General features: G+C 42.8%; 9 protein-coding genes. 4 read left to right on the top strand and 5 right to left on the bottom strand.

Going from position 1 to position 12,170, the window contains the following annotated elements:
* Positions 1–300 precede the first annotated feature (300 nt).
* From H5164_RS04715 to H5164_RS04730, 4 genes are all read right to left on the bottom strand, one after another.
* On the bottom strand, positions 301–747 hold the full coding sequence (locus tag H5164_RS04715) for a DUF3465 domain-containing protein (protein WP_182755001.1): 447 nt from the start codon (positions 745–747) through the stop codon (positions 301–303).
* Positions 748–841: 94 nt separating this feature from the next.
* Positions 842–1,264 (bottom strand): thioredoxin TrxC, encoded by a 423-nt coding sequence (trxC, locus tag H5164_RS04720; RefSeq protein WP_182755003.1) that lies wholly within the window; start codon positions 1,262–1,264, stop codon positions 842–844.
* A 177-nt stretch (positions 1,265–1,441) separates the two neighbouring features.
* Positions 1,442–1,981 carry a type II secretion system protein gene (locus H5164_RS04725; RefSeq protein WP_182755005.1) on the bottom strand — a complete coding sequence of 180 codons (540 nt, stop codon included), beginning with the start codon at positions 1,979–1,981 and terminating at the stop codon, positions 1,442–1,444.
* A 281-nt stretch (positions 1,982–2,262) separates the two neighbouring features.
* On the bottom strand, positions 2,263–3,549 hold the full coding sequence (locus H5164_RS04730; RefSeq protein ID WP_182755007.1) for an acetyl-CoA hydrolase/transferase family protein: 1,287 nt from the start codon (positions 3,547–3,549) through the stop codon (positions 2,263–2,265).
* A 557-nt stretch (positions 3,550–4,106) separates the two neighbouring features.
* Between H5164_RS04730 and H5164_RS04735 the strand changes: the two genes are divergently transcribed.
* Complete coding sequence (locus tag H5164_RS04735) at positions 4,107–5,429, top strand: PAS domain-containing methyl-accepting chemotaxis protein (RefSeq protein WP_182697470.1); 1,323 nt, start codon at positions 4,107–4,109, stop codon at positions 5,427–5,429.
* A gap of 204 nt (positions 5,430–5,633) precedes the next feature.
* Here H5164_RS04735 and H5164_RS04740 read toward each other — a convergent pair whose 3' ends face one another.
* Positions 5,634–6,794, bottom strand: coding sequence for a diguanylate cyclase (locus tag H5164_RS04740; protein ID WP_182755009.1), 1,161 nt, complete (start codon positions 6,792–6,794; stop codon positions 5,634–5,636).
* Between the two features lie 626 nt (positions 6,795–7,420).
* On the opposite strand from H5164_RS04740, the gene H5164_RS04745 reads away from it, so the two are divergent.
* The 3 genes from H5164_RS04745 to H5164_RS04755 are packed head-to-tail and all read left to right on the top strand — an operon-like array spanning position 7,421 to position 12,098.
* Complete coding sequence (locus tag H5164_RS04745; protein ID WP_182755011.1) at positions 7,421–10,294, top strand: xanthine dehydrogenase family protein molybdopterin-binding subunit; 2,874 nt, start codon at positions 7,421–7,423, stop codon at positions 10,292–10,294.
* The gene (locus H5164_RS04750) at positions 10,291–10,827 is read left to right on the top strand and encodes a (2Fe-2S)-binding protein (protein ID WP_124015592.1); all 537 of its coding nucleotides are present in this window, start codon (positions 10,291–10,293) and stop codon (positions 10,825–10,827) included. Before H5164_RS04745 ends, H5164_RS04750 begins: the two co-directional genes overlap by 4 nt.
* Positions 10,824–12,098 carry a cytochrome c gene (locus tag H5164_RS04755; RefSeq protein ID WP_182755013.1) on the top strand — a complete coding sequence of 425 codons (1,275 nt, stop codon included), beginning with the start codon at positions 10,824–10,826 and terminating at the stop codon, positions 12,096–12,098. Before H5164_RS04750 ends, H5164_RS04755 begins: the two co-directional genes overlap by 4 nt.
* The last annotated feature ends 72 nt before the right edge of the window (positions 12,099–12,170 follow it).

Raw genomic sequence — 12,170 nt, forward strand, 5'->3', positions numbered from 1 at the left:
TACGTACCCGAATACGTAAGTAATCCCTTATCCTATTAACTGATCCATGATGTATAAGTACCAGACTCCCGAACTCTATTATTCCCCCATTAAACTTAGCTTCATATTGACACTACACACTTATCTTTACTGACACTAAACTCATTTAATCGACTCTAGCCATTGGTTAAATGATGATGCAGGCATGGTACTGGATCGTTGTGTAACAACTTTACTCGGTTCAAATATCATTAGGTAGAAATAAACGGATAGTAAATTGAGCGAATTGTTAAGTTTACTGAACCTGAGTCAAGCGACTGTTTATTTATAAATACTGCCATTATGCTTTAACCAGCCACTTTGATGTTGTCCACGTGGGTCGCGGTGAGTCCAATGAATAACGCCGCCTTTGTTGTTAAATTCATAAACGCCGTAAAACTCGACCGTATCGCCGACATTTAAGTTTTCTATCCGTGGGGCTAAATCAATATTATGGGCAACTAATAGCGTGTTACCGCCGGCAATTTTCAGAATAAATCGTTGGTGGCGACTGCCTTTCAGATCGTCAGCAAGTATTTTTACCACATACCCTGAACCACCAACTTGAAGGTTACTTAGCTTATTATCAATAGCATTTTGCAACACGCTATCACTGTCAGCGGTATAACCAGCATAAACGTTTTGTACAATTTGAGTGGTTGAAACCTTTCGATCTAAAAAGCTAAATAATGCGAGGCCAAATAAGCAGATAACTAAGATTTTTTTCATGTTTATCAAATCCTTTTAAACAACAATCAAAATAAAGCTAAGCAAAAACGCGATAGTTTATCGCGTTTTTAATGAGTAATCTAACGTCCACAATCTATTTAATCGACTCTAGCCATTGGTTAAATGATGATGCAGGCATAGCGCCCGATTGCTGTGCAACAACTTTGCCTTGTTTAAATACCATCAAGGTTGGAATAGAGCGAATATTGAATTGGGCAGCGAGAGCTTGTTGCTCTTCTGTGTTGAGTTTGCCGAAACGAAATTTGGGTTCCCATTTTTTAGCTGCTTGAGTAAATACTGGGGCAAAGTTTTTACACGGACCACACCAGCTAGCCCAAAAGTCGACCACCAGTGGCAGTTCTGATTTATTAGCATGGTGACTAAAATTTGCGGCAGTTAGTGTTATCGGCTCACCCACAAATAGGCTCTGTTTGCACTTTCCACAAGTGGGTTGTTGTTCAAGACGTTCTTCAGGGACGCGATTTAAGGTATCGCAATGGGGACAGGCTATTATCATGATTAGACCTCATCAACTTCATTATTGAGACTATTAAATCATAAACCTAGATGGTGTGTTAAACGAATAATCGTTTAATCTTCTTTATCATATTATCGCCTGCGGCACTAAAGTGTTAGCCGTTAGTGGCCGCAGGCCATAAGCGAAACAGCAACTCAGTGGATGACCACTGAGTTATTAACACCCTGTAATTACCTTGGTAATCTCTGGTTCACCAGCAGTCTTCCAATGATATTGGAAGTAACAACTCGTCGCGATAACCTCAGCCGACGTTGGCTCAGCTACAGCCAAAACACCTTTGGGTGCTGCAGCAAGAATATAACTCCCACTCAATGTGTAAATGCGATAAGCCCAGTCATTAACGTCCAAACCTGCTGCTTTGAATATCTCTGGTGCAGAAGTATAACCAGCGTTAAAACCAGTTCCGGTTGGATTGGCCGCAGCAGCCCAAGGCTGGTAATTACTGCCTTTTATACCAGAAAACTCAACAGTATCAGTTAATGTATTACCCGATGTCAGTGTTTTGGTTTTAAATAAAGTGACCGCTGTTTTGATCGACCCTGTCGCCCCCTCAATAGCGGCTATATGGGCGTCAGTTTTTAAATTGATAAATTTAGGCGCAGCAACAACTGCCAAAATGCCTAAAATAATAATAACAACCACTAGCTCTATCAGAGTAAAACCTGATTGGCGTGAACTTTTTGTTAATGTACTCATACGACGAATACCCTCTGATACAGTTAATGGCCAAAGTTTATATCAATTCAGTAAGCTAATAATAGTTAAATGATTATAATTAAGTCACTATTTTTTAGTGAATTATTGCCGATTAACCTACCCCAATATTCACCGTCATTATAGTGATTTTTACTCCGCGGTTAATCGTTGCAAGCAGCGTGAGTCGTTTAATTCATCAATCTAATATAACCTGTAGATACAACAAACTAAGTACAGACTCAATAACATTGGCGTAATGACTAGAGTAATCTAGGGTAACGCTAAACCTTAAGTCGCCAAGTATCAAAGGTTTCTCGGCAAAGCTGCTCTCTAAACTTAGGGTGGGCGATATCAATCAGTGCTCGGGCTCGCTCGCGTAACGATTTACCGCGTAAATAAGCGGTTCCATACTCGGTGACAATATAATGCACATGCGCACGAGTGGTTACTACGCCAGCCCCTGGCGATAATACTGTGCTAATTCGTGACACTGTGCCATTAGCTGCTGTGCTGGGTAATGCAATGACAGATCGCCCTCCTTCAGATAATCCTGCCCCTCGGATAAAGTCCATCTGGCCGCCTACGCCTGAATAAATTTGTGTCCCTAATGAATCTGCACACACTTGGCCTGAAATATCGACCTGTAACGCTGAGTTTATTGCCATCACATTGGGGTTTTTACGGATAATAGCCGTGTCATTAACCTGCTCAATATCCATGAATATTACCGAAGGGTTGTCATCTACAAAATCATAAAGTCGTTGGCTACCCAATGCAAAACCTGTCACAGTCTTGCCGGGATGAACTTTCTTAAGACTATTGTTTATCACTCCAAGTTCAATCAGATTAAGCACCCCATCAGAGAAAAGCTCTGTGTGTACGCCCAAATCTTTATGTGCGGTTAAACATGCCAGCACAGCATCAGGGATCGCACCTATGCCCATCTGTAAGCAAGCACCATCATCCACCAGTTTTGCCACATGTTGGCCAATGGCCAGGCTGATTGCATCGCTTGGAGCGAATAAATGTTGTGGTAACGACATGCTCTGCTCATACACTGCGGCCAACTTATTATAATGAATAAAGCCATCACCATGAGTACGAGGCATCATAGGATTAATATGAGCAATGATTTTACCCGCCATTTGGCAAGCCGCTAGCGTTGCCTCGACCGATATGCCTAAAGAACAGATACCGTGTTTATCCGGTGGAGACACTTGGATAATGGCAGTATCGATGTGCTGCTCGCCAGAACGAAACAATTTAGGCACTTCAGAAAGAAAAATGGGCACATAATCGGCATCACCTCCTTGTAGCAACGACCGCGTGGGTGATCCGGCAAAGAAGCAACGATGGCGAATATGATCCTTTAAACGGGGATCACTTAGCGACTCGGCCCCCTCGGTATGTAACTGCAATAATGTTAAACCATGCTTTGTTAACGCATGTTTGGCTAACGCATCGAGCAGTAATATGGGGGTTGCCCCCATAGAGTGAGTCCATAAGTTTTCACCATTTTCAATAAATGAAACGGCCTCTAATGCACTGCTACAAATTATTGGTTTCATTAATATTACTCAACATAATGACGCTATTGTGATGTCAGGGCCAAGCTAACGCTTTACATAGTGTTAACGAAGCTAAGGTTTAGCTCAAGCATAGAGTTAAGTAAATGAGACATAGATACATTAGGAATGATCAAATCATTGCTATGGGAGAATTGAGCCTGAAAGTAACATTGAGGACAGTCTCGAACAAGCCACAGAAACAGCATGTGCAGCGATTAAACCACGTCTATTCTGGGGGTTAAATGCAGCCTCTTCTGGCAATACAAGGCCAAGCTTGCGATCGTAAACTGTTGATACCTTCCCCAAAGACAAAACGGAATTACGGCTCAAAAAAACCAGCAAGGTGAATTAACAGTAATAAGATGATTTATCGCCACTAAGCTAAATAATCATTAAAATACTGACTTTTACTTGAGGAAATATTAATATATCTGGTCTACAGTTTTGATACAAAACTGATCTATTGCGTTAATTATTACGTATCAGTACAAATAAAACCTGCCTATTAAGCTAATTCATCTCAATAACTTAATTAATAACTCTTATTGGAATTCTATATGTTGATGTTTAATGGTCGCTTAAAGCAAGAAAATGAACAATTGAAAGAAGAATTGTTCTCCATGCAGCAAGTCAGAAAAAGTCTCGATAGTGAGATGATATCAATGACACTGGCTGCTGATGGCAAAGTGACTGAAGTAAATCAACATTTTACTAATGACATGTTGTTTCAACAACACTCTCCCATTGGACAACAGTTAATTGATATGGTGCCTCAACGCGCCAGAGGAACAGCTCATTACAAGTCAATGTGTACTGCGATAAAACAGTCGCAACATTGGGCTGGCGCACTGCAAATAATTAAAGGTAATGGTGAAGAGGCTTGGCTAAGGGCAATTTTACAGCCGGTAAAAAAGAGCAGCGGAGAAGTAAAATATTTTTCGATATACGCCAATGATCTTACCCGCACGATTGAAACCTCAAAAGAGCATGAGGATTTAATCCAAGCTTTACAACGCTCTACTGCGGTTATTGAGTTTGATTTAGATGGCACTGTGTTAACAGCAAATGATAATTTTTTAAATGCCATGGGCTACAAAAAAAACCAACTTGTCGGTAAGCATCACAAAATTTTCTGTGAACCGCAGGAGCATAACTCCACCGAATATCAACATTTTTGGGAAAAACTTCGTAACGGAAATTTTGTTGCTGATCGCTTTAAACGTGTTGATAGCTATGGCAGAGTTGTTTGGTTAGAAGCCTCCTACAACCCGATTTTCGACAGCTATAATAAGCTGTACAAAGTGGTAAAATTTGCGACTGTCATTACAGACCAAGTCAACCGTGAACAGGCGATATCAGAAGCGGCCGATATCGCTTACAGCACCTCTCAACAAACCGATATTACAGCACAAAGAGGTAATAAAGTGTTGTTAGAGATGGTTGAGGTCATGAACAAGTTGGCGTTACAAATGAACGCTGCAGCCCAAGGAATTGAAGATTTAGACAAACAGTCGCAAATGATTGGGGCATTGGTGCAAAGTATCAGTGGTATCGCCGACCAAACGAATCTACTGGCATTAAATGCCGCGATTGAGGCGGCTCGCGCTGGCGAACAAGGCCGAGGTTTTGCAGTGGTTGCCGATGAAGTTAGACAGCTGGCATCCCGCACCAGCAAGGCTACCGAAGAAATCGTTGAGGTAGTGTCTAAAAACAAAAAACTCACTGAAAATGCCGTTAGCATGATTGAGGCGGGAAAAAAACAAGCACTACAAGGATTAACTCTGTCTACCCAATCTGGAGAGGTAATGTCAGAAATTCAAGATGGGGCACAAAAGGTTGTTAATGCCGTTGGTCAGTTTGCCAATCAACTCAATACTTAATACTTAATACTTAATGCTTAATGTTAGTTAATTCTATTTCTACGTTTTATACACAAAGAGATTGAGGCATTGGTTAATATCTCAATCTCTTTGTTAGTTTAACAATGGCTTTGCAACAGGGTACCCATCAATCATGTCATTTGCTGTTAAACGTTAATTAAGCGCCATGACTAAGTTGAGGACAGCGAAAACATCGGGCCTCTATTAGCTTGATACCTCAGTAAGTTGACCTAAGGTAACCGTATTTCGGCCACTGTGTTTACTGTGATATAACGCCTCATCGGCAACTTTAAAAGCGCCATGGATCTGATTACGGGCTGGCAAAACTTGCACCATACCGATACTGATGGTCAGATTAATATTATGACCATCGATAACAGCCATTTGCTTCATGACTTGATTACACAGACGGTTAGCAATTTGCTGCGCTACATCTAACTCAATGTTGTATAAGATAACAGCAAACTCTTCACCACCAATACGACCGATAAGATCGTGGCTTCTGAGTCCTTTAGACATAATATCAGCTACCGCTTTAAGGGCTATATCGCCAACGTGATGGCCGAATTTATCGTTGATCTCCTTAAAATGATCAATATCAATCATCATCAACACGACCTTTACCTGCGGGTATTGCAGCCAATGACGTTCAACCTGGCTGAAAAAGAATGTGCGATTAGCCAGCTTAGTCAAACCATCCCGTTGTGACTTGATAGTAAGACTCCGTTCCAGTTTTAAAAATGACAACCAAGGCAATAATAAAGCTGTAAGTGTTGTCAATGTAACGTGGCTAAGCAGAGTGTATATGGCCTGTTCAGGCAAACCACTGTAATTGATGTTATCCCAATGAAAACAAACGAGTGCGGCTTGAACTATCAAAACGACACTGTGCAAAATAAAAATGAACTGCAGTGTTCCTGTGTAGATAGGTTCATTAAATACTGAACGCCTAATAAGCCAGGCACCGGCAATAAATAGCATTGCAACACTCAAGGAACCAACTAGGGTAACTAACGCCGGATTATGATAGCTAAAGAATAGTGCCAAAGTCATTAAACAGAGAATGGCGATACTACGCTGGCGTTTAGCTTTAGTGAAACGAAATCGTGAAAAGCGTATTAACCCAAGTAAGACTAATACTGCTGTGACAATGAGGAAGAAATCGGCGACAAAAAAACTAAAAAATGCCGGAACGTCATATCCTCTAGAGACCGAGGCTGAAATGCCAAAAACAAAGCAGCCACATGATAGCGCCCAATATTTAAAACACTTGTCTTTAGGTCTGCGTCGATAAAGTATCGACAAGTAAAAACCAATCAACAAATTGGTGAGTAAAGTAATGACAATCAGCGTGGGTAAATGCATTTCATTCCTAGCAACTAAATAGATCCCCTTTTGAATCTATCAATTAATGGTAGTAATTAACCATAAAGCAACTCTGTGGTAAGCTTATCGACTTGTATTTCACTCAATGCCATCAAGTTTATCATTCTGTTGTTAATCTCAGCACCGCTTAGCAAGCTACAATAACCGGCTAACTCACTTAAAAACACAGAGATTATCTAGGTGAATTAGGCTAAAGATATATTAATTATCAACAAGTTGAAAATGGATTGCCAAGAAAGTCATTGTGATGTCGTAAGCGCTACGTGACACATCATCCTGATGCCATTTGCCATTAATCGCCAAGATTAAGCGCTTAAGGTTGATCCTTGTAGTAGGCTTAAGATAGCGCTGCACATAGTATATGTCTACAACTATATGATTATGTTCTATTTAGTATTATCACTTAGCCTAAAAGATGGCTGATGTACTGCCCATTAGCAAAGTGGTTTGCAATTGTTATTTGCAATTTTATCGTGCTAACTTGGTTATACGTTATGTTGATAATCAACATTATTTAACAGTGAAAATTACCATCAAGGAAAAAGCTTATCAGGCGCATATTACATTAGAGCCTGATTTTACTATTAAAATTTCAGAGGTGAGATATGGATGTATCTAATGCGTCGAGACGGACCTTTATCAAACAATGCGTGATTGGTGGCGTGGCTGTTTATTCAGCGCCTTTACTGTGGGAAATGAGTCGAGCCAATGCGTCGATTATTTCTCCAGAACTAGCGGCACAATGGCAAACTCAGACTAACGGGCAATCTACTCCCAAATTTCGTAACGACGGTATTGCCAAAGTTACTGGCCAAAAAGTCTATGGCCGCGACTACCGCGCAATGGATATGGCAGGCTGGCCAAAACAGCAAGGCTATGCTTTTATCCTCCGAGCCACTGATGCAGCCCATGTTTATCAAGGCTTCTCGCTCGACCATCTCCCCGCTTCGGCTAAACCCTACAAGGTGATCACTGCGGCAGATCTTGCCCGCGACAAGGTTAAGTTGCCTGACTTTTACGGTGACAATATGTTGCTGGCCGAGGGACAGACCGCAGATTATCTGGGGCATGCAGTAGCGATTTTATTATTCGACAGTTTTCATGCCTTTAAACAAGCTAAATCTTTACTGCAATTTGACAAGGCTTTGTTGCGCTATGGTGAAGAAACGCCTTTTGTATCCGAGACTAAAAACCCTTATGCCAATTGGCGTATTATTCGGGTAGAAGGTGAAAATGGTGCCAGTGAGGATACATACAGCCCACTGCACGATGGGTTGTTTTTTCCCAATATTAAAAACTACAAACCCGAATGGTCAGGTGATGCAAATGCCCAAGGCTCAGTGTCTGAGCGCGGTCTTTTTTATGCTGGCGAAATAGATAAACAAATTGAAAGTGCTAAAACGAGTCAGCAATGGCAAGTATTAGAGCGAGAATATCGCACTCAAATCATCGATCCTATGATGATGGAACCTGAGGCCTTCAATGGTTGGTTTGATGCCAATAGCCAAACATTCCATACCGTGATTACTGCACAATCGCCACAAGACTTCCAAGAGATGGCCGTGCACATGCTGTCGTCGGGGCCATTAGCGGGTAAAGTGAATAATCTCGTGGTGCACTCGCCTTATATTGGTGGCGGTTTTGGCGCGAAAGATCATTCGATATTTCCTTACTATGGTGTACTGGCAACCATTTATGCCAAGGGGCCAGTAAGTATAGCCAACGACAGATTTGAGCAATTTCAATCAGGTCTAAAGCGCCATCCATTTACCATGAAAAGCCGCTTAGCTGTCGATAAAGCGACCCTAAAAATTCAAGCATTAACTTCACAGATGACGGTTGATGGCGGTGGACGTGAAAACTTCAGCCCATCAGTAACCTCGGTTGGCGCGACAGCAATGCAAAGCATTTACTACACCCCGCGTAATGACATTGTCGCCACTGCTTATGCATCGCGTAATCCTGATGCGGGTTCGATGCGGGGTTATGGCACATTGCAATCGATGACCGCAATGGAAAGTATGATCCATGAGATATCAGCTGAGCTAGAGGTCGATCCGTTTAAGTTACGAGCGGCTAATGTGATGGTTTCGGGGCAACGTAATACCCAAGGTGCAATACCTAATGGCACCCTGCGCTATCGTGAAATGCTCGACATGGCCGAACAAGATACCGTGTGGCAACAACGCGTAATCAATAAAAAAGACTATGAAGCGAAACACCCTGGCATGCGCTATGGCGTTGGTTTTGGTATTGCCACTAAAGACTATGGTACAGGCGCCGCGGCTCCCAGCGCTGCGATTCAATTGTCTAAAGACGGTAAAATAAGCTTGGATATTGGCTTTATCGAAATGGGTACTGGCACGCAAACCTCTCAAGCTGTAGTGGTGAGTGAATCGCTAGGGAATTTTGCCGACGAGGTGAAACTGGCCGAAATCGATATTTGGGATGCGATGCAATTAGTACAAACCGACAATCCTTATATTATTTCACAACAACGCCAAGATGAAATGGCCGCTAACCCTCGCTGGACACCGGTTAAAGCCATGGCATCATCGGCATCGATGTCGGCGTATTATCAAAGCCATGTTACCCGTATTGCCGCCGATATTATTTATCGTCACGGACTGTGGCCCGCTGCCGTGTCTATTTGGAACGAGTTGTATTTCAATACGCCAATGGGCGCAACCAATCTCAATGATCCCCGCGATGGCCGTTGGACTGGTGGCAAGCTAACTGCATTGGGCTTCCCTCCGCTTTCAATCGATATCTTGGCTAAACGCGCCCATGATTTGGGTTTAGTGGTTGGCGTAATGGGTCATGCCTTTAACCGCTGGGCGTGGGCCGAAGCCGATTTTGAGATTTTCGGTACCAAGGAGCGTATCGCGCTAGATGCCTTAGCATTGCAATACGGAAAAGGTGATAAATATCATGGCAGTGCTGCTCGTATCGCTCGCATGAACTCTAACGGTTATCACTTAATCGATCGCCAAGCTATGCGCTACCCCAAAGCTGAGCTGAATAATGCCATGGTGACTTATTATGCTCCGTGCGCAACCTTAGTCGAAGTGGCAGTAAATGAAGGCAATGGTGAAGTCACATTACTGAGTTCTCACACTTGGTTAGAAGCCGGTAAAGTGATTGTGAACGAATTAGTTGAGGGGCAAATTCAAGGCGGTCTTGCCATGGGAATTGGCCATGCTCTACATGAAGAATTACCGCCATTTGAAGCAGGAGCCGGTAACGGTACGTGGAACCTCAATCGCTATAAGGTACCGCTAGCAAGGCATGTTGGCGTTTGGAGTCAGCGACATACTATTTTACCGCAATTGTCTGAAACAGATCCAAGCCGTGGTATTGCCGAAGTGGTGATGATACCTGTCGTTTCCGCACTGGTTGAAGCTGTTTATCAGGCGACTCAAGTGCGCTTTTACGATCTGCCTATGACAGCGAAAAAAATCAAGGAGGCCATGGCATGAGCCAGTCAATAAAGTTAACCATAAATAACCAAGCTGTTGGCCCGATTGATGTCGGCGATGGCACCATGATGATTGAATTTTTACATGAGTATTTAAATCTCACTGGCACTAAGTTTGGTTGCGGCGTTGGCGTCTGTCATGCCTGCACTGTCATCGTCGATGACGACCAAGGCATGAGTGAAGTTGTCCGCACTTGTATCAACGGCGTCGAGCGGTTTAATGGCAAACGTATTCGTACCATTGAAGGCCATGCCAAGCAAAATGCTCAAGGCGAAATCACTACACTGAGCCCAGTACAACAAACTTTCTTGGAACATTTCTCGTTTCAATGCGGTTGGTGTACATCAGGATTTGTTAATGAATCGACGGCACTGATAGAACGACTTGAACGTAAACCTATCGCCAAAGATAAAGTGGAGCAAGTGATAGAAGAGGCTTTAGCTGAGCACGTATGTCGCTGTACTGGCTACGTTAAATACTATGCGGCGATGAAAGATTTAATCCTCAAAACAAAGGGGTTAACACTCTCATGAAACCATGCGACCAACAATATACCGCCCGCCTTATAAAGGTTGGTAAACTAAGTCAAAATTTATTATTGACCATAGGTCTAAGCGTGTTCGCCAGTTCTTGTAGCGCGGCCGATGAGCATGTCAATAATAGTGGTGACATCGAACGCGGTGCTTATCTGATGAAGATAGGTGACTGTGTGGCTTGCCATACCGCAGAGGGTGGCCGCGAATTAGCCGGTGGTTTACCGTTCGAAACGCCATTTGGCGCTGTGTACTCAACCAATATCACCTCAGACAAAGAAACAGGTATCGGTAAATACAGCTACGAAGATTTTTTTGATGCTATGCATCATGGTGTCGGCATAAACGGTAATCTATATCCTGCGATGCCTTATACGTCTTACAGCCTGTTAACCGATGAAGATACCCAAGCGATTTATGCTTATTTGATGGGCACCAAACCCATTAAACAAGCTAATCTCGACAATGATGTCTACTTCCCTTTTAACGTCCGCTTTGGCCTTAAGGCATGGAATTTAGTCGCCCATGATGCAAAAAAGTTTACCCCTAAGAAAGATAAGAGTGAACGTTGGAACCGCGGTAACTATTTAGTCAATGCTTTGGGCCATTGTGCTGAATGTCATACTCCAAGAGACAGCTTATTTGCCATGGAGCAAGACAAACACTTTCAAGGTGCAATTATCGAAGGGCTTGAAGCATCGAATATTACTCCAGCCGAACTGAATCGCCAAAACTGGACTCATGATGATTTAAAGTCACTGTTTACTGAGGGGTATTCTCGAAAAGGCACAGTATTTGGTGGCATGTATCCTGTGGTGTACCACAGCTTTAGCCACTTAACTGACGATGATATGTTCGCAGTAAGCAGTTACTTACTCGATACCGATAAGAAGATAGCCGCGAAAGCGCTCACCTTTAACGGCCATCAGCGTAAATTACCTGGGTATGATCTCTACATGGGATATTGCGCCGGTTGTCATGGTCAAAGTGGTGAAGGTCGACCTAATGTGGCCCCTGCCATGGCAGGAAATGCCACTTTAGATAAAGCCAGCCCCCACAACATAGTCGCGGTGATGTTAAAGGGAATTAAAAGCCAACATTACAACACTACCACCAGCTTTTATGCCATGCCAGGCTATGCTGATAAATTTACCGATGAGCAGCTAAGAGACTTAGCTAACTACCTGCGAGTGACTTGGAGTCCTCAACCAGGCGATTTAACCTTGAATACGATCAGTGATTTAAAGGAAGTGATATTCGAACATGATTAAACATGTGTAACATAACAGCTTAAACAAAAGCCGACCTTGGGTCGGCTTTTTATTGCAATGCAGATAACAGTT

This window comes from Shewanella sp. SG41-3 (genome assembly GCF_014164545.1).
In the GTDB taxonomy this organism is placed as follows: Bacteria; Pseudomonadota; Gammaproteobacteria; order Enterobacterales; family Shewanellaceae; genus Shewanella; species Shewanella vesiculosa.

Coding starts and splice junctions, on each gene's coding strand:
- H5164_RS04745 (WP_182755011.1), top strand. CDS start 7,421: ATGGATGTATCTAATGCGTCGAGACGGACCTTTATCAAACAATGCGTG.
- H5164_RS04750 (WP_124015592.1), top strand. CDS start 10,291: ATGAGCCAGTCAATAAAGTTAACCATAAATAACCAAGCTGTTGGCCCG.
- H5164_RS04755 (WP_182755013.1), top strand. CDS start 10,824: ATGAAACCATGCGACCAACAATATACCGCCCGCCTTATAAAGGTTGGT.
- H5164_RS04730 (WP_182755007.1), bottom strand. CDS start 3,549: ATGAAACCAATAATTTGTAGCAGTGCATTAGAGGCCGTTTCATTTATT.
- H5164_RS04725 (WP_182755005.1), bottom strand. CDS start 1,981: ATGAGTACATTAACAAAAAGTTCACGCCAATCAGGTTTTACTCTGATA.
- H5164_RS04735 (WP_182697470.1), top strand. CDS start 4,107: ATGTTGATGTTTAATGGTCGCTTAAAGCAAGAAAATGAACAATTGAAA.
- H5164_RS04715 (WP_182755001.1), bottom strand. CDS start 747: ATGAAAAAAATCTTAGTTATCTGCTTATTTGGCCTCGCATTATTTAGC.
- trxC (WP_182755003.1), bottom strand. CDS start 1,264: ATGATAATAGCCTGTCCCCATTGCGATACCTTAAATCGCGTCCCTGAA.
- H5164_RS04740 (WP_182755009.1), bottom strand. CDS start 6,794: ATGCATTTACCCACGCTGATTGTCATTACTTTACTCACCAATTTGTTG.